Below are 26,134 nucleotides of genomic sequence, written 5' to 3'. Positions count from 1 at the left end.
GCCACTGTAAACAGTGGCCTTCGTGGGCAACGAGCGCCGGGACTTACTGAGCGCCCTGGGCGTCGATCAGCGCTGCCAGCTTCTCGTATTCGTCCGGCAGCAGCTCGGTCAGCGGGGCGCGAACCGGACCGGCGTCGTAACCGGCGATCTTGGCGCCCGCCTTGACGATGCTCACCGCATAACCGGATTTACGGTTACGGATGTCCAGGTAAGGCAGGAAGAAGTCGTCGATGATCTTGCCAACGGTGGCGTGATCTTCACGGGCAATGGCGTGGTAGAAGTCCATCGCGGTTTTCGGGATGAAGTTGAACACCGCCGAGGAATAGACCGGCACGCCCAGGGCCCTGTAGGCCGCGGCGTAGACTTCGGCGGTCGGCAGGCCACCCAGGTAGGTCAGGCGCTCGCCCAGACGGCGACGGATCGACACCATCAGCTCGATATCGCCCAGGCCGTCCTTGTAGCCGATCAGGTTCGGGCAACGCTCGGCCAGTTGCTCGAGCAGGGTCGCGTTCAGGCGGCAGACGTTGCGGTTATAGACCACCACGCCGATCTTCACCGATTTGCAGACCTGCTCAACGTGAGCGGCGACGCCCTCCTGGGAGGCTTCGGTCAGGTAGTGCGGCAGCAGCAGCAGGCCCTTGGCGCCCAGGCGCTCGGCTTCCTGTGCGTACTGGATGGCCTGGCGGGTGGAGCCGCCGACGCCGGCGAGGATCGGCACGCTGCCTGCGCAGGTGTCGACGGCGGTCTTGATCACCGACGAATACTCGTCAGCGGCCAGGGAGAAGAACTCACCGGTACCGCCCGCGGCGAACAGCGCGGTGGCGCCGTAGGGAGCCAGCCACTCCAGGCGGCGCACATAACCTGCGCGGTTGAATTCACCTGCTGCATCGAAGTCGGTCAGCGGGAAGGACAGCAGACCGGAGGAGAGGACGGTTTTTAATTCTTGTGGAGTCATTCTTCTTACACCCTTGGAGGAAAACGTTAGGGGCCGTTAGCGACCAGATGAAGTCATACGTTATCGTACAACTATAAAAAAGCCAAGCCTGATGAGGTCGGTTTTTACGATTGCCCGACTATAGTCGGATGCTCTGCGGGAACGGCAGGGGCTGCACAATGCAGCGTTTTCGCGGGCGCACGCCATGGGCGTGACATCTAGGCGCACCTGCTACCAGCATTACGGGCATCGAACCGTGCCGAGACACGCAGCTGCCCATCGAATCCCATCGCGGGCATGGCCTGCTCCCTTGAGGGGTCGGCCTGTCGCTCAGGCGTATGGGTCAGGTCATGGAGGTGAGGCCTTTTACCTTTGAGCGGCCTACGCGGCCCGCCCCATCCACGGGGCTCCCCTCCCCCACAATAGGAAAAGGCTGCTGTAAACAGCGGCCTTTTCGAGTAACGGGCAGACGCTTTATTGCGCGCCTTGCGCCTTGATCAGCGCAGCCAGCTTCTCGTACTCGTCGGGCAGCAGATCGGTCAGCGGCGCGCGGACCGGACCGGCATCGTAACCGGAGATCCTGGCACCGGCCTTGACGATGCTCACGGCGTAACCGGCCTTGCGGTTACGGATGTCCAGGTACGGCAGGAAGAAGTCGTCGATGATCTTGGCGACGGTGGCGTGATCGTCCTTGGCGATGGCGTGGTAGAAGTCCATCGCGGTTTTCGGGATGAAGTTAAACACCGCCGAGGAGTAGACCGGCACGCCCAGGGCCTTGTAGGCCGCGGCATAGACTTCCGCGGTCGGCAGGCCGCCGAGGTAGCTGAAGCGATCACCCAGGCGACGACGGATCGACACCATCAACTCGATATCGCCCAGGCCGTCCTTGTAGCCGATCAGGTTCGGGCAGCGCTCGGCCAACTGCTCGAGCAGCGGCGCGGTCAGGCGGCAGACGTTGCGGTTGTAGACCACCACGCCGATCTTCACCGATTTGCAGACCTGCTCGACATGGGCGGCCACGCCTTCCTGGGAGGCTTCGGTCAGGTAATGCGGCAGCAGCAGCAGGCCCTTGGCGCCCAGGCGCTCGGCTTCCTGTGCATACTGGATGGCCTGACGGGTGGAACCGCCGACGCCGGCGAGAATCGGTACGCTGCCTGCGCAGGTGTCGACGGCGGTCTTGATCACCGACGAATACTCGTCAGCGGCCAGGGAGAAGAACTCACCGGTGCCGCCGGCAGCGAACAGGGCGGTGGCGCCGTACGGGGCCAGCCATTCGAGGCGGCGCACGTAGCCTTCAGGATTGAACTCGCCTTGGGCATCGAAATCGGTCAGCGGGAAGGACAGCAGACCGGAGGAGAGAACGGATTTTAATTCTTGTGGGGTCATTCTTCGAACACCTGTAGCGCATGTGGAAAGAGGGCAGCCGCTGGCTGTAGAGATACGTTATCGTACGACAATAACTAAAACCATCCCCCCTGCGACCTTTTATACGCTAAGGGTTTGCAAAAGTCGTTGCTCGAAGCACCGCTGACTATCGATAAATGCCCGTGACCAACCAGTCATTTCCTGGCTGTCGAGATTGCGCAAAACCATGCGCAAACGCACCACCCCGGCGGTTTCTGGCATACCAGATGGATTGCCGAGGTTTTTTACGGCGTCGCGTTGACAGCACAATCGGAGGCTGTTGATAATCCTCTCACGTCATACGACAACCGATAACAAGCTCTCCATAAAAACAAACCAGAGACCGCTTCCGCCATGACTACCACTTCCAATGCGCAACCGCCCTTCCATCGCCTGCTGCTCACTGGCGCGGCAGGCGGATTGGGCAAGGTGCTGCGCGAGCGCCTGCAGCCACTGACCGAGATTCTGCGTCTTTCCGACATCGCCGAAATGGCGCCGGCCGAAGGCCCGCACATCGAAGTGCAGATCTGCGATCTGGCCGACAAACAGGCCGTTCACCAACTGGTTGAAGGGGTCGACGCCATCCTGCACTTCGGTGGCGTCTCGGTGGAGCGGCCGTTCGAGGAAATCCTCGGCCCCAACATCAGCGGTGTGTTCCATATCTACGAAGCCGCGCGTCGCCATGGCGTCAAACGCGTGATCTTCGCCAGCTCCAACCATGTCATCGGCTTCCACAAACAGACCGACACCATCGACGCCAACGCTCCGCGCCGCCCGGATGGTTACTACGGCCTGTCGAAGTCCTACGGCGAGGACATGGCCAGCTTCTACTTCGATCGCTACGGCATCGAGACGGTCAGCATCCGCATCGGCTCCTCGTTCACCGAACCGCTGAACCGCCGCATGATGAGCACCTGGCTCAGCTACGACGACCTGGTCCAGCTGATCGAACGCGGCCTCACCACGCCGGACGTCGGCCACACCGTGGTCTACGGCGCCTCGGCCAACAAGACCGTCTGGTGGGACAACAGCAAGGCCGCCCACCTGGGCTTCCAGCCCAAGGACAGTTCGGAAGTCTTCCGCGACAAGGTCGAGGCCCAACCGCCGGTGCCGGCAGACGACCCCAATGCGCTCTATCACGGCGGCGCCTTCACCGCCGCCGGCCCGTTCGGCGACGACTGAAGCCGCCCTTCCCCTCGATAACAATAACAAGAGGTCGGACATGCCCACGCAAGCCGAACTGATTCTCGATGCCCGCAACGCCGTGGGCGAAAGCCCGGTGTGGAGCCCGCGGGATCAGGCCCTGTACTGGGCCGACATCCCCAACAAGCGCCTGTATCGCTGGAACCTGGCGAATGCCAGCACGCAGAGCTGGGAAGCCGACGAAATGCTCGCCTGCATCGCCCAGCGCGCCGATGGCAGCTGGGTCGCCGGCATGCAGAGCGGCATTTTCCAACTGACCACGGGCAACGATGGCCGCCTGAGCGGCGAGCGCCTGGTCGAGGTCGCCCACGCCCGCGAACAAATGCGCTTCAACGACGGCCGCTGCGACCGCCAGGGACGCTTCTGGACCGGCAGCATGCTGATGGACATGGCCGCCGGAGCCAATGTCGGTGCGCTGTATCGTTATGACGGCGCCGGCCAGGCCAGCCTGCCGGTGCTGCTGGACGAGCTGATTGTGCCCAACGGCCTGGGCTTCAGCCCGGACGGCCGCGTCATGTACCTCTCCGACTCGCATCCCTCGGTACAGGCCATCTGGGCCTTCGACTACGACATCGACAGCGGCACCCCGCACAACCGCCGCCTGTTCGTCGACATGAACGACTACCCAGGCCGCCCCGATGGCGCCGCGGTGGACGCCGACGGCTGCTACTGGATCTGCGGCAACGATGCCGGCCTGATTCACCGCTTCACCCCGGCCGGGCGCCTCGATCGCTCGCTGGAGGTGCCGGTGAAAAAGCCGACCATGTGCGCCTTCGGCGGCCCCGATCTGGACACCCTGTTCGTCACCTCGATTCGCCCGGGCGGCAACCTGGACGATCAACCACTGGCCGGCGGTATATTCGCGCTGCGACCGGGCGTCAGTGGCCTTGCAGAAACCCCGTTCGGACACTGATACCAACCCTGGTCCCGGCGATTCGCGGGACGCCAGACGCTACACACTGCTGCAAACCAACAACAACAAAACGGAGCTTCACATGAACTTCAAGCGCAAGTTGCTCATCGCCGCACTCCCGCTGGCACTCGGCCTGTCCAGCCTGGCACAGGCGGACATCACCCTGAAGATCGCTGAAATCCACCCAGCCGGTTACCCGACCGTGGTGGCCATGGAAAACCTCGGCAAGAAACTCGATACCGCCACCAACGGCGAGATCAAATCGCGCATGTTCGCCGGTGGCGTACTGGGCTCCGAGAAGGAAGTGATCGAACAGACCCAGATCGGCGCCGTGCAGCTGACCCGCGTCAGCCTCGGCTCGGTCGGTTCGGTGGTGCCGGCCACCAACGTCTTCAACATGCCATTCGTGTTCCGCGACATCGACCACATGCGCAAGGTGGTGGACGGTGAAATCGGCCAGGAAATTCTCGATTCCATCACCAACTCCGACTTCAACATGGTCGGCCTGGCGTGGATGGAAGCCGGCAGCCGCAGCCTCTATACCAAGAAGCCGGTGCGCAAGATCGAAGACCTCAAGGGCATGAAGATCCGCGTGATCGGCAACCCGCTGTTCATCGACACCCTCAACGCCATGGGCGGCAACGGCATCGCCATGGACACCGGTGAAATCTTCAGCGCCCTGCAGAGCGGCGTGATCGACGGCGCCGAGAACAACTCGCCGACCCTGCTCGAGCACAACCACTTCCGCGTGGCCAAGTACTACACCCAGACCCACCACCTGATCCTGCCCGAGCCGCTGCTGATGTCCAAGACCACCTGGGAGAAGCTCACCCCGGAGCAGCAGACCCTGGTCAAGAAACTGGCCAAGGAAGCCCAGCTGGAAGAGCGTGATCTGTGGGTCGCCAAGGAAAACGCCTCCAACGAGAAGCTCAAGGCCGAAGGCGTCGAGTTCATCGAAATCGACACCAAGCCGTTCTACGACGCGACCGCTCCGGTACGTGAGAAGTACGGCGCTCAGTACGCCGACCTGATCAAGCGCATCGAAGCCGTCAAGTAACAGGTCTTGAAAAGCTAGCTGCGTTGCCGCTTTTCAATGATCTGATAAAAATCTCGCGCAAGCGTACGGAGCCGGCGTCCTGCCGGCTCCACACCTTCCGGTGAAGTCACATGAAAAATCTGGTTCTAGGCGTCAATGACGCCATTTATCGTGCCTGCATCATCGTCACCAGCCTGGCGATCGTGATCATGGCCACGATCATCCCCTGGGGCGTCTTCAGCCGTTACGCGCTGGGGCAAGGCTTGGGCTGGCCCGAGCCCATCTCCGTGATGCTGATGGTGGTGTTCACCTTTATCGGTGCTGCCGCCAGCTACCGTGCCGGGGCTCACATGGCCGTGACCTCACTGACCGATCGCCTGCCGACCGTCGCGCAGCCGCTGATCACTCTTTTCGTGCGCCTGGCCATGGGGGCCATCGCACTGTTCATGCTGATCTGGGGCTACAAGCTGTGCGTGGCCACCTGGAACCAGTTCCTCAGCACCCTGCCCTCGGTGCGCGTCGGCATCAGCTACATGCCGATTCCCGTGGGCGGTTTCATCACCCTGCTGTTCGTGATCGAGCAACTGCTCTACGGCGACCAGCACAAACGCCGCGTCGTCAACTTCGAAGCCGCTGAAGAAGCCAAGGAGGCCGTGTAATGGACGCCGCCATTCTCGTAGGCAGTTTCCTTGCCCTGATCCTTTTGCGCGTGCCGGTCGCCTATGCGCTCGGCATGTCCGCCCTGATCGGCGCCTGGTACATCGACATCCCGCTGCAAGCGATCATGATCCAGATCGCCGGTGGGGTGAACAAGTTCTCCCTGCTGGCCATTCCGTTCTTCGTGCTGGCCGGTGCGATCATGGCCGAAGGGGGCATGGCACGTCGCCTGGTGGCCTTCGCCGGCGTACTGGTCGGTTTCGTGCGCGGCGGCCTGTCGCTGGTCAACATCACCGCATCGACCTTCTTTGGCGCCATCTCCGGTTCTTCCCTGGCCGATACCGCCTCGGTGGGCTCGGTGCTGATCCCGGAAATGGAGAAGAAGGGCTACCCCCGTGAGTTCGCCACCGCCGTGACCGTTTCCGGTTCCGTGCAGGCGCTGCTCACCCCGCCCAGCCACAATTCGGTGATCTACTCCCTGGCCGCTGGCGGCACGGTGTCCATCGCCGCGCTGTTCATGGCCGGTATCGGCCCGGGCCTGCTGATGAGCGCCACCATGGCCGCCTTGTGCCTGTGGTTCGCCAAGAAGCGCAACTACCCGAAAGGCGAAGTGATCCCGCTGCGTCAGGCCATCAAGATCTGCGTCGAAGCCCTGTGGGGCATGATGACCATGGTCATCATCCTCGGCGGCATCCTCTCCGGCGTGTTCACCGCCACCGAGTCGGCGGCCGTGGCGGTGATCTGGGCGTTCTTCGTGACCATGTTCATCTATCGCGACTACAAGTGGCGTGAACTGCCGAAGATGCTGCACCGTACCGTACGCACGCTGTCGATCGTGATGATCCTCATCTCCTTCGCCGCCGCGTTCGGCTACATCATGACCCTGATGCAGATCCCCACCAAGATCACCACGGCATTCCTGACCCTGTCGGATAACCGCTACGTGATCCTGATGTGCGTGAACATCATGCTGCTGGCTCTGGGCACTCTGATGGACATGGCGCCGCTGATCCTGATCCTGACCCCGATCCTGCTGCCGGTGGTGACCTCCTTCGGTGTCGACCCGGTACACTTCGGCATGATCATGTTGGTCAACCTGGGCATCGGCCTGATCACCCCGCCGGTAGGCGCGGTGCTGTTCGTCGGTGCCGCCATCGGCAAGGTAACCATCGAAAACACCGTGAAGGCGCTGCTGCCATTCTACGCAGCCCTGTTCATGGTCCTGATGGCCGTGACCTACGTCCCGGCCATCTCGCTGTGGCTGCCTAGCGTCGTACTCTGATACCGCTCCACCCGCGGCGGGTCATGCCTTGGCATGACCCGCCGTTTTTTTAGCGCAACCAGAACGGTGCTCGAACCGTCAGGCGCTCGAGGTTCAACTCGATATGGAAATTACCTTATGACGTCCCCTGCCCTGTTTCCCCGCCACATCGCCGTCATGATCCTGGCGTTGCTGGCCTGCTCCTTTGCCGGCAACCACATTGCCGCGCGTATCGCCTTCGACAACGAGACGGGCCTGCTGCTGGCCATCCTCTGCCGCTCCGGCGTGACCATGCTGGTGCTGCTCGGCATCGTGCTGTGGCAACGCCAGGCCCTGCAGATGCCGCCCGGAGCCTGGCGCTGGCAATTGCTGCTGGGTCTGCTGATCGCCACCCAGAGCATCTGCCTGTACTCGGCCGTGGCACGCATTCCCGTGGCGCTGGCGTTGCTGATCGGCAATACCTTCCCGATCCTGCTCGCCCTGCTCACCTGGGCGCTGGGTGGCTCGGCACCGACGCGACGTACGGTGATGCTGATGGGCCTGATCCTGCTCGGCCTGGTCTTCGCCCTGGATCTGCCGGCACGCCTGGGCGCCAGCGAACGGGTCGGCCCCGAATGGATCGTCGGCGTCAGCGCCTCGTTCCTGGCCGCCTGCGTGTTCGCCTGCGCGCTGTGGATCACCGACCACAAGCTATCCAGCCTGCGCGGCTCGGTGCGCAGCATGCTGACCCTGATGATCGTGTTCAGCAGCATGGCCCTGGCCGGTAGCGCCGACCTGATCCCCGGCGGTATGAACCTGCCGGCCAACAGCACCGGCTGGACCGCCCTGGGCGCCCTGGTGCTGCTCTATGGCATCGCCTTCTGCATGCTGTTCGTGACCGTGCCGCGCCTGAACATGGCCAAGAATGCCCCGGTGATGAACATGGAGCCCATCGCCACGCTGTTGTTCGGCTGGCTGCTGCTGGATCAGGTATTGAGTGGCATGCAGATGATCGGCGGCGCGATCGTGCTGGCGGGTATCGTGTTGCTGACCTACCGCAAGGACGCCTGAGCAGCGTGTCAGCACGGGCCACGCGTCGCTCCTGCAGCCATGAAAAAGGGCCTGGGTGCTCATCTAGCAACGTAGATTCGGCACCCAGGCCCTCTAGGGTCTCACCGGACTCAGGCCTGCTTGGCCGCCACCTCGGCGGACTCGTGGGCCTGCCGCAGCCGCTCGCGGCTGTTGGTCAGGTGCAGGCGCATGGCGGCACGCGCCGCATCGGAATCCTGGCGGGCGATGGCCTCGAAGATCTGCTCGTGCTCGCGCTCCAGGCGCGCCATGTAGTGGGCATGGTCGTCATGGGCGATACGCGCCGAATTGAGCCGGGTACGCGGGATGATGCTGGTGCCCAGGTGGCTCATGATATCGGTGAAGTAGCGGTTGCCCGTGGCATGGGCGATCTGCAGGTGAAACTGGAAATCCGACGACACCGCATCGCTTTCGTGGGCGGCGCCCTCGTTCAGCGCATCCAGCGCTTGGCGCATGGAGGCCAGTTGCTCGGGTGTGCGGCGCTGGGCAGCCAGGCCGGCGGACTCCACTTCCAGGCTGATACGCAGCTCGAGCACGGCCAGTACTTCACGCAGGGTGACGATGGTCGCCGGGTCGATGCGGAAACCGCCGGGGTTGGGCGTATCCAGCACGAAGGTGCCGATGCCGTGGCGGGTTTCCACCAGGCCGGACGCCTGCAGCCGCGACAACGCCTCACGCACCACGGTGCGGCTGACACCCTGCTCTTCCATGATCGCCGACTCGGTCGGCAACTTGTCACCACGCTTGATCACCCCGTCGCGAATGCGTTGGGACAACTCCGCGACCAGTTCCTGTGCCAGGCTGCGGTGCTTGCGGCGCGCGCGTGGCTGCGTGTTCTGAGTTTCCATAGAGATCGCTATCGTCTGGATGGCCAAAGCGCATCATATCTCAGAGAGTTGTATGATGACACGTTCTTCGTTTATCTCCGCTTAAAGGCTCGATAACTGCACAGGTACTGCCCTATGTCGACCGACACTCTACACCTGCACGACGGTATTACCCAGCTGACCCTGCTACCGGCCGTTGGCGGGGCGATCGCCAACTGGACGGTGGTCGCCACCGGCCAGCCGCTGTTGCGCCCCGCCGACGAGCAGGCGCTCAAGGCCGGTACGCCGCGCCAGCTCGGCTGCTACCCGCTGGCGCCCTGGTCGAACCGCATCACCGAAGGCGGTTTCGACAACCCCGAAGGCTGGCTGGCCCTGGCCGCCAATGCCGATAACTCGCCCCTGCCGATTCACGGCAGCGCCTGGCAGCAAGCCTGGCAGGTGATCGAGCACAGCGATCGCTCGGCACTGCTGCGCCTCGACAGCCAGATGCCGTTCGCCTACACCGCCGAGCAGCGCATCGAACTGGACGAAGGCCGCCTGCACATCCACCTGCGCGTCACCCATGGCGCCGAGGCGCCGATGTGGCATGGTTTGGGGCTGCATCCCTATTTCCCGCGTACCCCCCATACCCGCCTGCAGGCCCGTGCCGAGCAAGTCTGGCACTGCGACGCGAACAGCCTGCCCACCGAGCTGAGCGCGCTGCCGCCGCATTGGGATTTCAGCCAGGAACAGCAGTTGCCGCCCTTGCACACCGACAACGCCTTTATCGGCTGGAACGGCCAGGCGCGGATCCTTCAGCCGGACGCCGGCTACAGCCTGGAGATCGGTAGCGATCAGGGCATCTACCTGCTGTTCTGCCCCGCTGGCAAACCCTTCTTCTGTTTCGAACCGGTCAGCCATCCGGTCAATGCCCACCATCTGCCCGGCAAGCCCGGCCTGGTACTGCTGCACCCGAATCAAAGCCACAGCCTGACGCTCAGCCTGCACTACCGCCCGCTGAGCTGAGCCAACCGATTCACGGCGCCGGGCCGCAGCGCTGGACTTTCCGCGTGGGTTGATGATAATCACCCGCCTAGCCCCGTTGTTCAGCCGCACTGGCGAATAACCTGAACCATAGAAGGGGCATAGGCTTCAAAAAGATGTGGCGACCGTATCAGTAAGACCGCCCGGTCTTACGTTGTCGCCCATCCCCAATCAGAAACCATGGGTACTATCGTGACGAAAGACGAACTGCGCGCCGAACTCGAGCGCCAGGCGCAGCGTTACAAGGATGTATACGGCGGTGAAGTGATCACCTATGCCGCCCAACCGGATCCGGAACGCAAGCCTTGGCGCAAGAAGGCCAGCCTGCTCGATCAGGCCTTCGACAAAGAAATCGAGAAGATCGAAAAAGATCTGTCCAGCAAGGCCGAGGCCAGAGCCGAAAGCGCCTGACGCGCTGACGGTTCCCGGGCTGCCAGCAGCGGCCCCGCCCAGGCTCAGCGCCGCCTGGAGCCGGACTTGCCCCCCAACAACGATCCCAGCACGCCCCGAACCAGTTGCCGACCAAGCTGATTGGCCACCTGGCGCATGGCGGTTTTCACTGCCTGGCTGGCCAGCCCGCCGAGAAACTCGCCCGCCACGCTGGCGGTAGAGGGTGCCTGCTTGCCGGCCTGCACCTGCTCGCTCGCCTGGGTCGCGCGCGCGGTGAGAATCTCGTAGGCCGATTCGCGATCGAAGGGTTTTTCATAACGGCCTGCCAGTGGCGACTGGCGGATCAATCCGGCACGCTCCGCTGCGGACAATGGGCCGATGCGCGACTGTGGCGGGGCGATGGCGACACGCTGAACCATGGCCGGCGTGCCCTTGTCTTCCAGCGTACCGACCAGTGCCTCGCCGATGCCCAGCTCGGTGAGCACGCTCAGGCAATCGAACGCCGGGTTGGGCCGAAAGCCTTCGGCCACGGCGCGCAATGCCTTCTGCTCACGGCTCGTGAAGGCGCGCAGCCCATGCTGGATGCGCAAGCCGAGCTGGGCCAGCACGTCATCCGGCAGATCGCCCGGCGACTGGGTGACGAAGTACACGCCCACGCCCTTGGAGCGAATCAACCGCACTACCTGTTCCAGGCGCGTCTGCAGCGCCTTCGGGGTATCGGCGAACAGCAGGTGCGCCTCATCGAAGAACAGCGCCAGCACCGGTTTGTCGGCATCGCCGCGTTCGGGCAGTTGCTCGAACAACTCGGCCAGCAGCCAGAGCAGAAAGGTCGCATAGACCTTGGGCGCCTCGTGAACCAGCCGACTGGCGTCGAGCAGGTGAATGCGCCCACGGCCATCGCGGTCCGGCTGCAGGATGTCTTCGAGCTGCAACGCCGGCTCGCCGAACAGCGCCTCGCCGCCCTGCTGCTCCAGGCCGGCCAGGCGCCTGAGTAGCGCCTGGGCCGAGGTACTGGTGAACAACGCGCTGTCGGCGCCCAACACCTCGGGCTGCTCCTTCAGGTGAGTCAGGAGTGCTTTCAGATCCTTGAGGTCGAGCAGCAGCAGGCCTTCGCGGTCAGCCACTTTGAACGCGGCATAGAGCGCCGCCTGCTGGCTGTCGGTGAGTTCCAGCAGGGCGCCGAGCAGCAGCGGCCCCATTTCGCTCAACGTGGTGCGCAGCGGATGGCCGCTCTGCCCGTGCACGTCCCACAGGCTGACGGGATAGGCCGTCGGGCTGTGCGCCAGCCAGGGCATGCTGGCGATACGCTCGGCTACCTTGCCCTGTGGCACGCCGGCGGCGCCGAGGCCGCACAGATCGCCCTTCACGTCTGCCGCGAACACCGCCACGCCGGCCTCGCTGAAATTCTCGATCAGACGCTGCAGGGTGACCGTCTTGCCGGTGCCCGTGGCGCCGGCGATCAGGCCGTGGCGGTTGGCCAGACGCAGCGACTGGCTGACCGCGTCGCCATGACTGCCAGCGCCCAGAACGAATTGCTGATTCAACGCCATACCACCGTCCTCTGGATTAAAGCTTTAGGGATCTGCTGCCGACATACCCGCCAGGTCGCGACCGATTCAGCCTCGGCTCGATCGTCTGCCCCGCCCCACTCGCCACCTGGCGACGCCCTACAAGACTGGTTCCAGTGACTATCGGACGCAAGATGCCCATGACGAGAAACCTGCAGTTCAGCCACAAGATCCTGCTGGCCGCCACCCTGGTGGTCACGGTCGCCTTCGCCCTGTTCAGCCTCTATAACGACAGCCGCCAGCGTAGCAGCATTCAGGCATCGCTCCAGAGCAACCTGAGCCAGGCCAGCAACGCCGCCGCCGGCAACATCGAAAGCTGGCTGTCCGGGCGTATCCTGCTGGTCGAAAGCCTGGCCCAGAACCTGGAGCTGGCCATTGCCGGCGGCAACCTGCAGGAGGTCATTTCCCGGCCGGTCTACAAGTCCGCCTTCCTTTCCACCTATATCGGCGTGCAGAGCGACGGTCGTTTCCTGTCCAGCCCGCCGACCCAGATGGCCGCCGGCTACGATCCGCGCACCCGCCCCTGGTACAAGGACACCGCCCAGGCCAACCGCACCATCCTTACCGCGCCCTACGTCGACCAGATCACCAACTCCCTGGTGATCTCGCCGATCGCCCCGGTACGCGGCCCGGACGGCCAGCCATTCGGCATGACCGGCGGTGACGTCAGCCTGGATACCCTGGTGCAGATCATCAACGCCATCGAGCTGGGCGATCTGGGCTATGCGTTCCTGGTCAGCAAGGACGGCACCGTGCTGGTTCACCCCCAGGGCGAGCGGGTGATGAAGAACCTGCGCGACCTCTACCCGAACACCGCCATCGGCCTGGACAGCAAACTCACCGAAGTCACCCAGGATGGCGAGGAACGCCTGCTGACCTTCGCGCCGGTCAAGGGCCTGCCGGACGTGCAGTGGTACGTGGGCCTGTCGATCGACAAGAACCTGGCCTACGCGGCGCTGGATGAATTCCGCCTGTCGGCCGCCATCGCCACCTTGATCGCCGTGGCGCTGATCATCGCCCTGCTCGGCGTGTTGATCCGCGTGCTGATGCAACCGCTGACCACCATGGGCAAGGCCATGGAGGACATCGCCCGCGGTGAGGGCGACCTGACCAAGCGCCTGGCCATCCAGTCCCAGGACGAATTCGGCGCCCTGGCCAGCTCCTTCAACCGCTTCGTCGAGCGTATCCACGCCTCGATCCGCGAAGTGTCCTCGGCCACCGCCCAGGTCAACGAGGTCGCCAAGCTGGTGGTCAACGCCTCCAACTCCTCGATCGTCAACTCAGACGAGCAGGCCAGCCGCACCAACAGCGTGGCGGCCGCGATCAACGAGCTCGGCGCCGCTGCCCAGGAAATCGCCCGCAACGCCGCGGATGCCTCCAGCCAGGCCTCCGACGCTCGCCATCAGGCCGAGGACGGCGGCAAGGTGGTGCAGCAGGCGATCAACGCCATGACCGACCTGTCGGCCAAGGTCGTCGACGCCCGCGGCAAGATCGAGATGCTGGCGGGCAAGACCGCCGATATCGGACAGATTCTCGAGGTGATCAAGAGCATTTCCCAACAGACCAACCTGCTGGCGCTCAACGCCGCCATCGAGGCCGCCCGTGCCGGTGAAGCGGGGCGTGGTTTCGCGGTGGTCGCCGATGAAGTGCGCAACCTGGCCCATCGCACCCAGGAGTCGGCCCAGGAGATTGAGAAGATGATCGAGGAGCTGCAGGTCGGTTCCAGCGAGTCGGTCGCCACCATGACCGAAAGCCAGCACTACAGTGAACAGAGCGTAGAGGTCGCCAACCAGGCCGGCGAGCGCCTGGGCAGCGTGACCCTGCGCATCGGCGAGATCGACGGCATGAACCAGTCGGTGGCCACCGCCACCGAAGAGCAGACCTCGGTGATCGAGGCGCTGAACATGGACATCACCGAGATCAACACCCTCAACCAGGAAGGCGTGGAAAACCTGCAGGCCACCCTGCGCGCCTGTGCGGACCTGGAGCAGCAGGCCGCGCGCCTCAAGCATCTGGTCGACAGCTTCCGGATCTGAAACCGCAACCAGGAAAAAGGGCGCCATTGGCGCCCTTTTTTCATTTGTCCGACTGCTGCTTCTCAGCCTGAGTGCGTAGCCACAAGGCCTCGGCGCCTTCGAACGCGGTGCCGTCCTCGTCGCTCAACGCCTCGGGGTCGAAACGCTGCACACAGCCCTGCCCGACAATCGGCGGCGCGGTGGCCGTGCCGGGCTGTGGAGGCTTGTCGTCGCTCATGATCATTCACCCGCGCTTATGACCTTCCTCGTGCTGGGCGAATTCCTTCACCGCCAGCAATACGTCGTGGCGGCTGATCTGGCCGACCAGCTTGCCGCCTTCGACCACCGGAAAACGCCGACGGCGACCTTTGAGAAAACGCTCGGCCACCTCGATGATATCCGCTTCCGGGGAAGTGGTCTCCACGGCGGTGGTCATGTACGAGGCGATGCTGCCGCCGGTGGCCTCGTAGTAGGCGCCCTGCAGGATGCCCCGCAGGCAGTCGCCCTCCGACAGCAGGCCGACCAGGCGCCCCTGGCCGTCGACCACCGGCGCCCCGGAAATGCGGTGCTCGAGCAACCGGTTGATGGCGGTGAACAGATCGGTATCGGCATGAAAGGTCACCAGGTGACGAGTCATGTAATCACGCACTTTTACGGACTTGAGCATGAACGCGAACTCCTTGTTCGAGCGCCGGGCCAGACGGCTCAGTCGAATACCACCGTCTTGTTGTTGTGCACCAGCACTCGGTCTTCCAAGTGATAGCGCAGACCACGGGAAAGCACCATCTTTTCCACGTCCTTGCCCAGACGCACCATCTCTTCGATGGACTCGCGATGGCTGACGCGTACCACGTCCTGCTCGATGATCGGACCGGCGTCCAGCTCTTCGGTCACGTAGTGGGACGTCGCACCGATCAGCTTGACGCCACGCAGCGAGGCCTGATGGTACGGCTTGGCGCCAACGAACGAGGGCAGGAAGCTGTGGTGAATATTGATCACTCGCTGGGCATAGTCCTGGCACAATTTGGGCGGCAGGATTTGCATGTAGCGCGCCAGCACGATGACGTCCGCCTGGTGCTCCTCGACCAGCCGCGCGACTTCGTCGAACGCCGGCTGCTTGTTCTGCGCATCCACAGGCACATGGATGAACGGAATGCCATGCCACTCGACCATGCTGCGCAGGTCGTCGTGGTTGGAGATCACGCAGGGAATGTCGCAGTCCAGCTCGTTGCTGTGCCAGCGGTGCAACAAGTCGGCCAGGCAGTGGGATTCGCGACTGGCCATCAGCACCACGCGTTTCTTCTGGGCCGAATCGGTGATGCGCCACTCCATGGAGAATTCCCGGGCGATCGGCGAGAACGCCTGGTTGAAGCCGTCCAGGTCGAAGGGCAACGAATCGGCGCGGATTTCATGGCGCATGAAAAACCAGCCGCTCTGCGTGTCCGAATGGTGGCTCGCTTCGGTGATCCAGCCGTTGTAGGTCGCCAGGAAGTTACTGACCTTGGCAACGATGCCGGTACGATCAGGGCAGGCGATTACCAGCCGAAAAGTGCGCATGAACAACTCCAGAGAATTAGCGAAGGCGCGCATTTTAGCCAGACTAACGAAAAACTGCAGTATCTCGTGATGGCCCCCACCGACCACCGGCGGGCGCGGCCCCGCCGCCAAAAAACAAGGGCGGCGGCAATTGCTTCAATAGATTCTCCCTGGGTACGGCAACCGGTTAAATACCCATTTTTTAAGTAGCAATTAAATTAAACGCACTGAATTGTTGACGGCACGGTGCAACTTCCCTCGTGCAAATACGTCTGTTTACTACAAAGCGGTTTACTTGAAACCGGCCCCTGTCTACTATAAGCAACACTTGGTCACCCCCTCCCTTGCATTGCATTAAAGGTACACATATGTCGCTGATCACCGAATACCGCAGCCTCGAAGAAAACATCAAAGAACTGCAAGAGCGCCTGAAAAGCCTGTCGCAAGACGACAAGCTGAAAAAGGAACTGGAGTTCGAAGGCAAGCTGCGCACGCTGATGGGTGAATATCAGAAGTCGCTGCGCGACATCATTGCCCTGCTCGATCCGGAAGCCAAAGCCGGCAAAGCACCACGCACTACAGGTAAAGCAGCAGCCACTGGCAGCAAACGTGCACGCAAGGTTAAGCAATACAAGAACCCGAACACCGGTGAAGTCATCGAAACCAAAGGTGGCAACCACAAGACCCTGAAAGAGTGGAAAGCCAAGTGGGGCGCTGACGTCGTCGAAGGCTGGGCCACCCTGCTGGGCTAATGCCAGACCGGGGCGGTGAGTCCATGAAGAACGCCAGCATCGCTGGCGTTTTTTATGGGCGCCTATTCGAATCACCTCAATAGAAAGATTCCATTGGCCACATCAGGTGATTCACCGGGTGGCATTCCCATTATGCCCCTTGATGTTGTAGTCCATATCGCTTGCGCAACTGATGGGCATGCTCGATCCAGGCCTGCAATATCAAGCGCTGACTATCTGTCGCCTTGGTCAGATAAGCCACCATGTCCGCCTCGAAACTCGCCAGCGTATTCGGCGCACCCAATTCACGCTGGGTAAGTCGTTGACGGCAGAAGCTGTACCAGCGCAGTTGCTCTTCACTGTTCAAGGTGGTGGGAAAGTTGCGAGCCCGGTAACGAAACAGCAACTCGGGCAAACGCGCATCATCGAATGGCCAGGCGTGGGTCGCCAATTGCATCGGGTCGCTGTTGCGAACCTGCTCGCACAGTCGCCGATCACGGTCACCGATAAAGCCGTCGTACAACTGCTGCTCCGGATCCATCACCGCTGCGAAACTTTCCTCTGCATATACCTGCGGCAATTTGTCTCGCCATTGTTGCTGAGTATCCACCAACCGCTGGGCACGGGCGTGGAACTCGGCCTTGTCCAGCTGCAGGCGCTGGCAATCTTCGCGGCGTAATACTGCCAGCGGTGCGACCACCGGACAGCGATTGATATGGACGAGCTTGAGCGGCACCGGCTGCTCGCCCTCAGCCAGCTCATCGCGACGGGTATAGAGGCGACGGCGCAAGGTGTCGGCATCTTCGTTCAGCAACGGCGCCGCCTCGAGGTGCAGGTCGCAGACGATCAGGGCATTGCGGTTGCGCGGATGCCAGGCCAGGGGCAACACGATCGCCAGGTAATGCCGCGCCCCGGAAAAACGCCCGGACACATGCACCAGTGGCTGCAACAGGCGGATCTGGTCGAGCACCTGCTGTTTGCTGCGCAGCCCGTAGAGGTAGTCATAGAGCTTGGGCTGGCGCTCGCGGATCAGACGCGCCAGGGCGATGGTCGCGCGCACGTCGGAAAGCGCGTCATGGGCCTGGCCATGCTCGATGCCGTTGGCCGCGGTAAGCCGCTCGAGCTTGAGGCTGACGCCCTGCTCGTCCTGGGGCCACTGGATGCCTTCGGGGCGCAACGCATAGGCAGTGCGCACCATGTCGATCAGATCCCAGCGGCTGTTGCCGCCCTGCCACTCGCGGGCATAGGGGTCGAAGAAGTTGCGATACAGGCTGTAGCGCGTCACCTCGTCATCGAAACGCAGGCTGTTGTACCCCACGCCGCAGGTGCCCGGCCGTGCCAGCTCGGCGTGCACGCGGGTCATGAACTCGGCTTCAGCCAGGCCCTCACTGGCCAGACGCTGCGGCCCGATGCCGGTGATCATGCAGGCCGCGGGATGGGGCAGGATATCGTCGCTGGGCTGACAGTACAGGTTGACCGGCGCCTCGATCTCGTTGAGCTGCTCATCGGTGCGGATACCGGCGACCTGCAGCGGGCGATCCCGGCGCGGGTCGATACCGGTGGTTTCGTAGTCGTACCAGAACAGGCTGGAAGGCACAGCGGACTCCTGTAGCGAATGAGCGTGGCAGTCTAGGTTCGTTGTCCCCCGACCACAAACCATCAGGGTTGGGAAAAAGCTTGATGGCGTTCACGGCTGCAGACAAAGTCGGCGAGCCACCCCTTGTTCACTATTTGCAACACCATTAATATCAGGAAACAATCTTATTCCGCTCGCCAAGGATGAATCATGAGTGACGCTACCAATCCCTATGCCGTTCCCACCAGCCAACTGCAGGATGCGCCCACTGGCGATCACGCACCGAGCGTCGAACAGGCCCTGAGCCGCGGTTACGACTTCACCATAGGCGGCCTGCTCAGCGAAGCCTGGCAACTGACCAAGGGCACCAAGGGCATCATCATCGGTGGTTTCCTGATCTTCTACGTGGCGATCCTGGTCGCCTCGTTCGTAGTCGGTGCCGTGCTGGGCATCTTCAGCCTGTTCAGCGACAACCTGGTGCTGATCATCATCGGTCAGCTGCTGACCACCATCATTGCGTCCGCGGTCAGCTACCCGTTCTTCGCCGGCCTGAACATGGTCGGTATTCGCCGCGCCGCTGGCCAGCCGTTCAGTTTCAACGAAATCTTCAGCCACTTCGGCAGCCTGGTGCCGCTGCTGATCGCCGCCGTGCTGATGATGGTGCTGATCTACCTCGGCATGATCCTGCTGCTGATCCCCGGCATCTACCTGGCGGTGGCCTACATGCTGGCGATCCCCCTGATCGTCGAGCGCGGCCTGTCGCCGTGGCAGGCCATGGAAGCCTCGCGCAAGGCCATCACCCAGCACTGGTTCAAGGTCTTCGGCCTGTTCCTGCTGCTCGGCCTGATCGTCACCGTCAGCGCCATCCCGCTGGGCATCGGCCTGATCTGGACCATTCCGCTGTTCGTGATGGTCATGGGCGTGCTGTATCGCACCATCTTCGGCGTCCTGCCCGTCGCTCGCTAAGCACACGTGGCACCGGCCGCGTTGACGCGGCCTGGTTGCTTACTGCCCCGCTGCTGGCTAGCATCGGGCTTTGCTCCCTACGACGTGACGATGCCAGCTTCCTCCGTTTCCCCTTCTTCCCGACCCCAGCAGGCCGTGCTGGACACGCGCTATCAGGTGGAAACCCCGGAAGGGATCGACCTCGCGCTGCGTCCTGCCGGGCTGGTGCCGCGCGCCCTGGCCTTCACCATCGACCTGCTGATCCGCGGCGCCATCCTCGCCATCGTCTACCTGGTACTCGGCCTGTTCGGCCAGCTGGGCATGGGGCTGGCGACCATCGCGCTGTTTCTGGTCACCTGGTGGTACATGGTGCTGTTCGAGGTGCTCAACCAGGGCCGTTCGCCGGGCAAGCAACTGCTCGGCCTGCGCGTGGTGCATGACGATGGCACACCGATCGGCTGGCCGGCGTCGCTGACCCGCAACCTGCTGCGCTTCGTCGACCTGCTGCCGTTCGCCTACACCCTGGGCATCATCAGCTGCCTGAGCAATCGCGCCTTCAAACGCCTCGGCGACATCGCCGCCGGCACCCTGGTGGTCTACCGCGAGCAACCGATCGAACGGCCCAACCTGCCCGAGGCCGACGCCCTGCCGGCGCCCTTCGTGCTGGACTTCGCCGAGCAACGTGCGGTCCTGGCCTTTGCCGAGCGTGGCGAAGGCCTGTCCACCGCACGCCGCGCCGAGCTGGCCGGCATTCTCGCCGAGCCGCTGCAGGTCGACGCCAGCCAGGCGGAACAGCGCATCAACGGCATCGCCCGCGGCTTGTTGGGCCCGACATGAAACAGAGCCTTTTCGAGAACCGTCATCAGCCCCAGTGGCAGGCCTTCGCCGAGCAGCTCACGCGCCTCGAAGCCGGCGGCCGCGATGCGGAAAACAGCCGCACCTTCGCAGCCGAGTACCGCCGCCTCTGCCAGCACCTGGCACTGGCCAGGGCTCGCGGCTACAGCAACCACCTGATCGAGGAACTGCAACACCTGGCCCTGCGCGGCCACCAGCAGTTCTACCGGCACCGCAGCGCCATCGGCCCGCAGCTGATCGGCTTCGTGCTGGCCGGTTTCCCGCGCCTGGTGCGTGAGGAGTGGCGCCTGGTGGGTATCGCCAGCCTGCTGTTCTTCGGCAGCCTGGCGCTGATGGGCAGCCTCGTCTACCTGTTTCCGGACCTGGTCTACAGCGTCATGGATCCGGCCCGCGTCAGCGAGATGGAAAGCATGTACGACCCCGACACTACGCGCCTGGGCCGCTTTGGCGAGCGCGACTCGGGGGACGACTGGATGATGTTCGGCTTCTACATCATGAACAACATCGGCATCGCCTTCCAGACCTTCGCCAGCGGCCTGCTGTTCGGCGTCGGCAGCCTGTTCTTCCTGCTGTTCAACGGCCTGATGATCGGCGCGGTGGCCGGCTACCTGACGCAACTCGGCTACAGCGAAACCTTCTGGTCGTTCGTGATCGGCCATGGTGCCTTCGAGCTGACCGCCATCGCCCTGGCCGGCGCCGCGGGCCTCAAGCTTGGCTGGGCGCTGCTCGCCCCCGGCCGCCTGCCACGCGGCGAAGCGCTGCGCCTGGCGGCGATCCGCGCCGTGCGACTGCTCGGCGGCGCCGCGCTGTTTCTGCTGATCGCGGCCTTTATCGAAGCCTACTGGTCGTCCATGACCTTCTCGACACCCACGGTGAAATACTGGGTGGGTGCCGGCCTGTGGGCGCTGGTGCTGGGGTACCTGTGCCTGGCTGGCAGGAGGCACCATGCGCCTGACTGACGCCAGCGTGGCGATTCGCCCGCGTACCCCCTGGGAAGCCATCGACCTCGGCGTGCTGATGGCCCGCCAGCATCGCCGTCTGCTGATGGCCAGCTGGGCCGCGGTGACCCTGCCGGTCTTTGCGGTGCTCTGTGCGCTGCTGTGGCAATACCCGTCCTGGGCGATGTTCGTCTTCTGGTGGCTGAAGCCGGCCTACGAGCGGCTGCCGCTGTACATCCTGTCGCGCTCGCTGTTCGGCGAAGCGCCGACCCTCAAGCAGGCACTGAAAGCCTTTCCCGGCCTGCTCAAGCCACAGTTGCTGGCCAGCCTGACCTGGCGCCGCCTGAGCCCGACGCGCAGCTTCGACCTGCCGGTGCTGCAGCTCGAAGGCCTCAAGGGCAAGGCGCGTACCCAGCGCCTCAACGTACTGGCGCAACGCGACGCCGGCGCGGCCACCTGGCTGACCGTGGTCGGCATGCACCTGGAAACCGCCCTGTGGATCGGCCTCGGCAGCCTGGTCTACTTGCTTATCCCGACCCAGGTCTCCACCGAGTGGGACTGGCAGAGCCTGATCAATGGCGACACCAGCGACTGGCTGTGGCTGGAGCACCTGTCCAACCTCGGCTACGCGCTGCTGCTGATCCTCTGGGGACCGATCTACGTCGCCGGTGGCTTCAGCCTCTACCTCAACCGGCGTACCGCCCTGGAAGGCTGGGACATCGAGCTGACCTTCCGGCGCCTGCGCCAGCGCCTGACCGGCGTCGCCTACGCCCTGCTGCTGGGCGTCGGCGTGCTGGCGCTGCAGGCGCCGACGCCGGCCTTCGCCGACACGCCTGCCAGTTGCCCGCTGCCCAGCGAAGACCCCAATGGGCCGGACGCCGCGCGCCTGCTCGCCCAGCCACTGACCAGCCAGGCTTCACGGGAAGCGGCGCTGCAGATTCTCGACGCGCCGCCGTTCGAGAACCGCGAAACGGTGACCCGCTGGCGCTTCGGCGACGAGACCAGCAAAGAGGAGCCCGAGCCGCCCGAGAACCTGCAGAAACTGCTCGACATGATCGAGAACTGGGGCGCCCTGAAAGGCCTCGCGCTGTTCTTCGAGGCCGCCCTGTGGGCCCTGGTGATCGGCGTCATCGCCCTGGTGCTGTGGCGCTACCGCGAATGGCTGGGCACCTTCGTCGGCCGCGCGCGGCTCAAGCTGCCGCACAGGAGCGAGTCACCCGACCAGCTGTTCGGCCTGGACGTGGTGCCGGAAAGCCTGCCGGACGACGTGGCCGGCAACGCCGAGCGTCTCTGGCAACAAGACCCGCGCGCCGCCCTGGGCCTGCTCTACCGTGCCCTGCTCAGCCGCCTGATTCACGACCACAAACTGCCCCTGAAGAGTTCTCACACCGAAGCCGAGGTGCTGCCGCTGGTCGACGGCCTCGACGATCCGGAGTTGAGCAACTTCAGCCAGACCCTGACGCGCCACTGGCAGAACCTCGCCTACGGCCATCGCCTGCCACCGGCCGAGCTGTGCCCGGTGCTGTGCAATGACTGGCGACGCCTGATCGAACAGGGGGGCCGCCCATGAGCCGCACCTTGCGCTTGGGCCTTGGCGCCTTGCTGGTGCTGGCCCTCGGCCTGCTCGGCAACTACCTGCTGCAACGCGCCGAATCCTACGAGGAGGTGGTCACCCACGGCCCGTCACCCGAGGCACGCGCCAATCCCTACCTGGCCGCCGAACAGTTTCTGCACAAGCAAGGGCTGCAGGTGACCCGCGCCGACAACCTCAGCGGCCTGGACACCCTGCCGAGTCGCGGCCACACCCTGCTGCTGCTCGCCAACCGCAGCAACCTGACGCCTCGGCAGAACGAGCGTTTGCTGGAGTGGACGGCCCGTGGTGGCCACCTGCTGTTCATCGCCGAGCGCATGTGGGACGAAGAACAGGGCAAGAGCGGCGACGGGCTGCTCGACACCCTCAACGTGCAGCAGTACCCGGTCGAGAAACTCGACGAGGACGAAGCCGAGGAGCCAAGCGACAGCGCTACCGACGAGCAGGACCCGGCGCCGCCAGGCGAGGAAGATCAGGAGGAACCGGCCGATGCCTACCCGGACCTGACCAAGCTGTACCTGGAAAACGAGCAGGCACCGGCCTATATCGGTTTCGATACCGACTTCCACCTCTATGATGCCAACAACCTGGCCCATGTCTGGGCCAACAGCGGTGAAGCCACCCACCTGCTGCAGATCTACCACGGCGACGGGCTGATCAGCATCGTCACCGACGCCTGGATCTGGCAGAACGCCAATCTGGGCGATTACGACAACGCCTGGCTGCTCTGGTACCTCAGCCAGGACAGCGCCGTGACCCTGGTCTACAACGCCGACCGCGATGGCCTGCTGACACTGCTGCAGCGTCATTTCGCGCCTGCGCTGCTGGCCCTCGGCCTGCTACTGGTGCTGGCCCTGTGGCACATCGGCCAGCGCCACGGGCCGCTGCTGCAGCCGCAACCGGCCAGCCGCCGGCAACTGCAGGAACACCTGCGCGCCGGCGCCGATTTCCTGCTGCGCCAGGGCGGCCAGCAGCGCCTGTTGAGCAACCTGCAGCAGGACATCCTGCGCCGTGCCCGCCGTCGCCACCCCGGTTTCGAACGCCTCGCCGTGGCCGACCAGTGGCAGATACTCGGTCGCCTCAGCCGCCAACCTTCAACAATCATCAGCCAGGCCATGCGCCCACTGGGCCAGAAACGCCTGTCCGCCAGCGACTTCACCCGCCAGGTCGCCCACCTGCAAACACTCAGGAATGCGTTATGAGCGAACATATCCCCGACCAGCCGAGCAGTCCGATCAGCGAAGAGGCCACTGCGCCGGCAGCCGCTCCGGCGGCCAGCAACATCGCCCAGCAGCGCCAGCGCGCCAGCCAGCTGGCCCAGGGCCTGCGCCAGGAATTGCAGAAGGCGGTGATCGGCCAGACGGCGGTGATCGACGACGTGCTCACCGCCCTGATCGCCGGTGGCCACGTGCTGCTCGAAGGCGTACCCGGCCTGGGCAAGACCCTGCTGGTGCGCGCCCTGGCGCGCTGCTTCGGCGGCGAGTTCGCGCGCATCCAGTTCACCCCCGACCTGATGCCCAGCGACATCACCGGCCACGCCGTGTACGACCTGCAGAGCGAGCAGTTCAAGCTGCGCAAGGGGCCGATCTTCACCAACCTGCTGCTCGCCGACGAGATCAACCGCGCGCCGGCCAAGACCCAGGCCGCCCTGCTGGAAGTCATGCAGGAGCGCCAGGTGACCCTGGAAGGCCGCCCGCTGGCGGTGCCGCTGCCGTTCATGGTGCTGGCCACCCAGAACCCCATCGAGCAGGAAGGCACCTACCCGCTGCCGGAAGCCGAGCTCGACCGCTTCATGCTCAAGCTGCACATGGATTACCCCGAGCAGGACGAAGAGCTGAACATGGTCCGCCAGGTCACCCGCTCGCCGAAGGCCGACATGCTCGACGTCACCCCGCTGCGCACCCTGCTGCAGGCCAAGGACGTGCTGATCATGCAGAAGATCGCCAGCGACCTGCCGCTCGACGATCAGGTGCTCGACTACGCCGTGCGCCTGGCTCGTGCCACCCGCAGCTGGCCGGGCCTGGCCATCGGTGCCGGCCCGCGGGCGTCCATCGCCCTGGTACGCGGCGCCCGCGCCCGCGCCCTGCTGCGCGGCGGCGACTTCGTGTTGCCCGACGACATCAAGGGGTGCGCCCTGGCGGTGCTGCGCCACCGCGTGCGCCTGTCGCCGGAGTTGGACCTCGAAGGGCTGTCGGTCGACCAGGTTCTGCTGCAACTGCTCGACCAGGTGCCTGCACCCCGTCTATGACCGAATCGAACCGGGATAAAGCGGCATGAAGCCCTCTTCCACCCTGCTGCGCCTGCTGGCCGGACTGCTCGTGGTCGCCATCGTCCTCGGTGCCCTGGACGCGCTGTCGGTGGCCGTGCCCGAACGCCTCACCACCCTCTGGTGGGGCGCCCTGCTACTGCTTGCGCTGGCAGCCCTGGTTGACGCACTGCGTCTGCGTCGCCTGCCCTCGCCGCGCCTGCACCGGCAATTGCCGGGCAATCTGCCCCTGGGCCGCTGGAGCGACGTGCGCCTGAGCGCCGAGCATGCCTACAAGAACGGCCTGCACATCGAGGTGTTCGATCACGCGCCCCAGGACATGGCCGTCGAGCACATGCCGCAGAGGGTCGAACTGCGGCCCGGCGAGCACACCACCTTCACCTACCGGGTGCGCCCGCTGGTGCGTGGCCACTTCGTGCTGCCGCGCTGTGAAGTCAGCCTGCCGAGCCCGCTGCGCCTGTGGCAATCGCGCCGCACCCTCGAGCTGCGCGACGAAACCCGGGTCTATCCGGACTTCGCCCGCCTGTACGGCGCCCAGCTGATGGCCGTGGACGACTGGATCAGCCAACTGGGCGTGCGCCAGCGCCAGCGTCGCGGCCTGGGCCAGGAATTTCATCAGCTGCGCGAATTTCGCGATGGCGACACGTTACGCCAGATCGACTGGAAGGCCACCGCCCGCAAACGCACACCGATCGCCCGCGAATACCAGGACGAGCGCGACCAGCAGATCCTCTTTCTGCTCGACTGCGGCCGGCGCATGCGCAGCCAGGACGACGAGCTGTCGCACTTCGACCATGCCCTCAACGCCAGCCTGCTGCTGGGCTACGTGGCCCTGCGCCAGGGCGACGCGGTGGGGCTGATGACCTTCGCCAGCGAGCAGCGCCGCTACCTGCCGCCGGTCAAGGGCCAGGCCCAGGTCAACGTGCTGCTCAACGCCGTGTATGACCTGCAGAGCAGCCAGCGTCCGGCCGACTACAGCGATGCGGTGGACGCCCTGCTCTCGCGCCAGAACCGGCGCGCCCTGGTGGTGCTGATCACCAACCTGCGCGACGAGGACGACGAGGATCTGCTCGGCGCCGTGAAGCGCCTCGAACGGCGCCACCGGGTGCTGATCGCCAGCCTACGCGAAGAGGTGCTCGACACCCTGCGCCATACCCAGGTGCAGGATTACGAGTCGGCGCTGAATTACTGCGGCGCCGTGGACTACCTCAACGCCCGCAACAGCCTGCACGAGCGCCTCGCGGCCCATAACGTGCCAGTGCTCGACGCCCGCCCCGGTGAGCTGGGCCCGGAGCTGGTCAACCGCTACCTGGCCTGGAAGAAAGCCGGCGTACTCTAGAACCTGTTCACGGTGTTTTAGGCGACATTAAAGAGACTGCAAAAAGACAGAAGCGGCC

25 protein-coding genes are annotated in these 26,134 nt (G+C 64.2%); 17 read left to right on the top strand and 8 right to left on the bottom strand.

The window, feature by feature from the left end; all coding sequences use genetic code 11:
• Positions 1–43 precede the first annotated feature (43 nt).
• On the bottom strand, positions 44–955 hold the full coding sequence (gene kdgD / locus K8U54_RS16085; protein ID WP_249906754.1) for a 5-dehydro-4-deoxyglucarate dehydratase: 912 nt from the start codon (positions 953–955) through the stop codon (positions 44–46).
• Between the two features lie 453 nt (positions 956–1,408).
• Positions 1,409–2,320 carry a 5-dehydro-4-deoxyglucarate dehydratase gene (kdgD, locus tag K8U54_RS16080; protein ID WP_249906753.1) on the bottom strand — a complete coding sequence of 304 codons (912 nt, stop codon included), beginning with the start codon at positions 2,318–2,320 and terminating at the stop codon, positions 1,409–1,411.
• Between the two features lie 372 nt (positions 2,321–2,692).
• On the opposite strand from kdgD (K8U54_RS16080), the gene K8U54_RS16075 reads away from it, so the two are divergent.
• The 6 genes from K8U54_RS16075 to K8U54_RS16050 all read left to right on the top strand — a co-directional run bounded on the left by K8U54_RS16075 (position 2,693) and on the right by K8U54_RS16050 (position 8,458).
• A complete protein-coding gene (locus K8U54_RS16075) occupies positions 2,693–3,520 on the top strand; it encodes an NAD-dependent epimerase/dehydratase family protein (protein WP_249906752.1) in 828 nt (275 codons plus the stop codon).
• A 40-nt stretch (positions 3,521–3,560) separates the two neighbouring features.
• Positions 3,561–4,454 carry an SMP-30/gluconolactonase/LRE family protein gene (locus K8U54_RS16070; RefSeq protein WP_249906751.1) on the top strand — a complete coding sequence of 298 codons (894 nt, stop codon included), beginning with the start codon at positions 3,561–3,563 and terminating at the stop codon, positions 4,452–4,454.
• Positions 4,455–4,536: 82 nt separating this feature from the next.
• Complete coding sequence (locus K8U54_RS16065) at positions 4,537–5,511, top strand: TRAP transporter substrate-binding protein (protein WP_111464066.1); 975 nt, start codon at positions 4,537–4,539, stop codon at positions 5,509–5,511.
• A gap of 110 nt (positions 5,512–5,621) precedes the next feature.
• Positions 5,622–6,149, top strand: a complete 528-nt coding sequence (locus tag K8U54_RS16060; protein ID WP_249906750.1) for a TRAP transporter small permease — start codon at positions 5,622–5,624, stop codon at positions 6,147–6,149.
• On the top strand, positions 6,149–7,429 hold the full coding sequence (locus tag K8U54_RS16055; RefSeq protein ID WP_249906749.1) for a TRAP transporter large permease: 1,281 nt from the start codon (positions 6,149–6,151) through the stop codon (positions 7,427–7,429). Before K8U54_RS16060 ends, K8U54_RS16055 begins: the two co-directional genes overlap by 1 nt.
• Positions 7,430–7,546: 117 nt before the next feature.
• Entirely contained in the window at positions 7,547–8,458 is a 912-nt protein-coding gene (locus K8U54_RS16050; protein WP_249906748.1) for an EamA family transporter, read from the top strand.
• Between the two features lie 110 nt (positions 8,459–8,568).
• Here K8U54_RS16050 and K8U54_RS16045 read toward each other — a convergent pair whose 3' ends face one another.
• The gene (locus K8U54_RS16045) at positions 8,569–9,324 is read right to left on the bottom strand and encodes a FadR/GntR family transcriptional regulator (RefSeq protein WP_070887592.1); all 756 of its coding nucleotides are present in this window, start codon (positions 9,322–9,324) and stop codon (positions 8,569–8,571) included.
• A 114-nt stretch (positions 9,325–9,438) separates the two neighbouring features.
• Here K8U54_RS16045 and K8U54_RS16040 point away from each other — a divergent pair, with 114 nt between their 5' ends.
• On the top strand, positions 9,439–10,308 hold the full coding sequence (locus K8U54_RS16040; protein WP_249906747.1) for an aldose 1-epimerase: 870 nt from the start codon (positions 9,439–9,441) through the stop codon (positions 10,306–10,308).
• Positions 10,309–10,518: 210 nt separating this feature from the next.
• The gene (locus tag K8U54_RS16035; RefSeq protein ID WP_027906000.1) at positions 10,519–10,737 is read left to right on the top strand and encodes a hypothetical protein; all 219 of its coding nucleotides are present in this window, start codon (positions 10,519–10,521) and stop codon (positions 10,735–10,737) included.
• A gap of 44 nt (positions 10,738–10,781) precedes the next feature.
• Here the strand turns inward: K8U54_RS16035 and K8U54_RS16030 are convergent, their stop codons facing one another.
• Positions 10,782–12,266 carry a helicase HerA-like domain-containing protein gene (locus tag K8U54_RS16030; protein ID WP_249906746.1) on the bottom strand — a complete coding sequence of 495 codons (1,485 nt, stop codon included), beginning with the start codon at positions 12,264–12,266 and terminating at the stop codon, positions 10,782–10,784.
• Positions 12,267–12,424: 158 nt separating this feature from the next.
• Here K8U54_RS16030 and K8U54_RS16025 point away from each other — a divergent pair, with 158 nt between their 5' ends.
• On the top strand, positions 12,425–14,320 hold the full coding sequence (locus K8U54_RS16025; protein ID WP_249906745.1) for a methyl-accepting chemotaxis protein: 1,896 nt from the start codon (positions 12,425–12,427) through the stop codon (positions 14,318–14,320).
• A 40-nt stretch (positions 14,321–14,360) separates the two neighbouring features.
• On the opposite strand, the gene K8U54_RS16020 is transcribed toward K8U54_RS16025, so the two are convergent.
• The 3 genes from K8U54_RS16020 to purU are packed head-to-tail and all read right to left on the bottom strand — an operon-like array spanning position 14,361 to position 15,856.
• A complete protein-coding gene (locus tag K8U54_RS16020; protein ID WP_249906744.1) occupies positions 14,361–14,537 on the bottom strand; it encodes a hypothetical protein in 177 nt (58 codons plus the stop codon).
• Positions 14,538–14,543: 6 nt separating this feature from the next.
• Entirely contained in the window at positions 14,544–14,966 is a 423-nt protein-coding gene (locus tag K8U54_RS16015; RefSeq protein ID WP_249906743.1) for a CBS domain-containing protein, read from the bottom strand.
• A 38-nt stretch (positions 14,967–15,004) separates the two neighbouring features.
• Positions 15,005–15,856 carry a formyltetrahydrofolate deformylase gene (gene purU, locus K8U54_RS16010; protein WP_070887596.1) on the bottom strand — a complete coding sequence of 284 codons (852 nt, stop codon included), beginning with the start codon at positions 15,854–15,856 and terminating at the stop codon, positions 15,005–15,007.
• Between the two features lie 347 nt (positions 15,857–16,203).
• Here purU and mvaT point away from each other — a divergent pair, with 347 nt between their 5' ends.
• Positions 16,204–16,587, top strand: coding sequence for a histone-like nucleoid-structuring protein MvaT (gene mvaT / locus K8U54_RS16005; RefSeq protein WP_249906742.1), 384 nt, complete (start codon positions 16,204–16,206; stop codon positions 16,585–16,587).
• Between the two features lie 130 nt (positions 16,588–16,717).
• Here the strand turns inward: mvaT and sbcB are convergent, their stop codons facing one another.
• Entirely contained in the window at positions 16,718–18,163 is a 1,446-nt protein-coding gene (gene sbcB / locus K8U54_RS16000) for an exodeoxyribonuclease I (protein WP_249906741.1), read from the bottom strand.
• A 189-nt stretch (positions 18,164–18,352) separates the two neighbouring features.
• On the opposite strand from sbcB, the gene K8U54_RS15995 reads away from it, so the two are divergent.
• From K8U54_RS15995 to K8U54_RS15965, 7 genes are all read left to right on the top strand, one after another.
• Positions 18,353–19,108, top strand: coding sequence for a hypothetical protein (locus tag K8U54_RS15995; RefSeq protein ID WP_249906740.1), 756 nt, complete (start codon positions 18,353–18,355; stop codon positions 19,106–19,108).
• A 90-nt stretch (positions 19,109–19,198) separates the two neighbouring features.
• Positions 19,199–19,924: an RDD family protein gene (locus K8U54_RS15990; RefSeq protein WP_249906739.1), complete on the top strand. Its 726-nt coding sequence runs from the start codon at positions 19,199–19,201 to the stop codon at positions 19,922–19,924.
• Positions 19,921–20,901 (top strand): stage II sporulation protein M, encoded by a 981-nt coding sequence (locus tag K8U54_RS15985; RefSeq protein ID WP_249906738.1) that lies wholly within the window; start codon positions 19,921–19,923, stop codon positions 20,899–20,901. The genes K8U54_RS15990 and K8U54_RS15985 overlap by 4 nt, the downstream gene beginning before the upstream one ends.
• A complete protein-coding gene (locus tag K8U54_RS15980; protein WP_249906737.1) occupies positions 20,888–22,450 on the top strand; it encodes a DUF4129 domain-containing protein in 1,563 nt (520 codons plus the stop codon). The genes K8U54_RS15985 and K8U54_RS15980 overlap by 14 nt, the downstream gene beginning before the upstream one ends.
• On the top strand, positions 22,447–23,673 hold the full coding sequence (locus K8U54_RS15975) for a DUF4350 domain-containing protein (protein ID WP_249906736.1): 1,227 nt from the start codon (positions 22,447–22,449) through the stop codon (positions 23,671–23,673). The genes K8U54_RS15980 and K8U54_RS15975 overlap by 4 nt, the downstream gene beginning before the upstream one ends.
• Positions 23,670–24,719 (top strand): AAA family ATPase, encoded by a 1,050-nt coding sequence (locus tag K8U54_RS15970; protein WP_249906735.1) that lies wholly within the window; start codon positions 23,670–23,672, stop codon positions 24,717–24,719. Before K8U54_RS15975 ends, K8U54_RS15970 begins: the two co-directional genes overlap by 4 nt.
• Positions 24,720–24,744: 25 nt before the next feature.
• Positions 24,745–26,076 (top strand): DUF58 domain-containing protein, encoded by a 1,332-nt coding sequence (locus tag K8U54_RS15965; RefSeq protein WP_249906734.1) that lies wholly within the window; start codon positions 24,745–24,747, stop codon positions 26,074–26,076.
• Positions 26,077–26,134 lie beyond the last annotated feature (58 nt).

Origin of the sequence: Pseudomonas fulva (assembly GCF_023517795.1) — a bacterium.
Taxonomy (GTDB): Bacteria; Pseudomonadota; Gammaproteobacteria; order Pseudomonadales; family Pseudomonadaceae; genus Aquipseudomonas; species Aquipseudomonas fulva_D.
The sequence above is the reverse complement of the archived record's forward strand: the minus strand, read 5'-3'. Positions and strand labels throughout refer to the sequence as shown.

Bases quoted from the DNA above. Each gene is read 5' to 3' on its own strand.
- kdgD (WP_249906754.1), bottom strand. From the start codon at position 955: ATGACTCCACAAGAATTAAAAACCGTCCTCTCCTCCGGTCTGCTGTCC.
- kdgD (WP_249906753.1), bottom strand. From the start codon at position 2,320: ATGACCCCACAAGAATTAAAATCCGTTCTCTCCTCCGGTCTGCTGTCC.
- K8U54_RS16075 (WP_249906752.1), top strand. From the start codon at position 2,693: ATGACTACCACTTCCAATGCGCAACCGCCCTTCCATCGCCTGCTGCTC.
- K8U54_RS16070 (WP_249906751.1), top strand. From the start codon at position 3,561: ATGCCCACGCAAGCCGAACTGATTCTCGATGCCCGCAACGCCGTGGGC.
- K8U54_RS16065 (WP_111464066.1), top strand. From the start codon at position 4,537: ATGAACTTCAAGCGCAAGTTGCTCATCGCCGCACTCCCGCTGGCACTC.
- K8U54_RS16060 (WP_249906750.1), top strand. From the start codon at position 5,622: ATGAAAAATCTGGTTCTAGGCGTCAATGACGCCATTTATCGTGCCTGC.
- K8U54_RS16055 (WP_249906749.1), top strand. From the start codon at position 6,149: ATGGACGCCGCCATTCTCGTAGGCAGTTTCCTTGCCCTGATCCTTTTG.
- K8U54_RS16050 (WP_249906748.1), top strand. From the start codon at position 7,547: ATGACGTCCCCTGCCCTGTTTCCCCGCCACATCGCCGTCATGATCCTG.
- K8U54_RS16045 (WP_070887592.1), bottom strand. From the start codon at position 9,324: ATGGAAACTCAGAACACGCAGCCACGCGCGCGCCGCAAGCACCGCAGC.
- K8U54_RS16040 (WP_249906747.1), top strand. From the start codon at position 9,439: ATGTCGACCGACACTCTACACCTGCACGACGGTATTACCCAGCTGACC.
- K8U54_RS16030 (WP_249906746.1), bottom strand. From the start codon at position 12,266: ATGGCGTTGAATCAGCAATTCGTTCTGGGCGCTGGCAGTCATGGCGAC.
- K8U54_RS16025 (WP_249906745.1), top strand. From the start codon at position 12,425: ATGACGAGAAACCTGCAGTTCAGCCACAAGATCCTGCTGGCCGCCACC.
- K8U54_RS16020 (WP_249906744.1), bottom strand. From the start codon at position 14,537: ATGAGCGACGACAAGCCTCCACAGCCCGGCACGGCCACCGCGCCGCCG.
- K8U54_RS16015 (WP_249906743.1), bottom strand. From the start codon at position 14,966: ATGCTCAAGTCCGTAAAAGTGCGTGATTACATGACTCGTCACCTGGTG.
- purU (WP_070887596.1), bottom strand. From the start codon at position 15,856: ATGCGCACTTTTCGGCTGGTAATCGCCTGCCCTGATCGTACCGGCATC.
- mvaT (WP_249906742.1), top strand. From the start codon at position 16,204: ATGTCGCTGATCACCGAATACCGCAGCCTCGAAGAAAACATCAAAGAA.
- K8U54_RS15995 (WP_249906740.1), top strand. From the start codon at position 18,353: ATGAGTGACGCTACCAATCCCTATGCCGTTCCCACCAGCCAACTGCAG.
- K8U54_RS15990 (WP_249906739.1), top strand. From the start codon at position 19,199: ATGCCAGCTTCCTCCGTTTCCCCTTCTTCCCGACCCCAGCAGGCCGTG.
- K8U54_RS15985 (WP_249906738.1), top strand. From the start codon at position 19,921: ATGAAACAGAGCCTTTTCGAGAACCGTCATCAGCCCCAGTGGCAGGCC.
- K8U54_RS15980 (WP_249906737.1), top strand. From the start codon at position 20,888: ATGCGCCTGACTGACGCCAGCGTGGCGATTCGCCCGCGTACCCCCTGG.
- K8U54_RS15975 (WP_249906736.1), top strand. From the start codon at position 22,447: ATGAGCCGCACCTTGCGCTTGGGCCTTGGCGCCTTGCTGGTGCTGGCC.
- K8U54_RS15970 (WP_249906735.1), top strand. From the start codon at position 23,670: ATGAGCGAACATATCCCCGACCAGCCGAGCAGTCCGATCAGCGAAGAG.
- K8U54_RS15965 (WP_249906734.1), top strand. From the start codon at position 24,745: ATGAAGCCCTCTTCCACCCTGCTGCGCCTGCTGGCCGGACTGCTCGTG.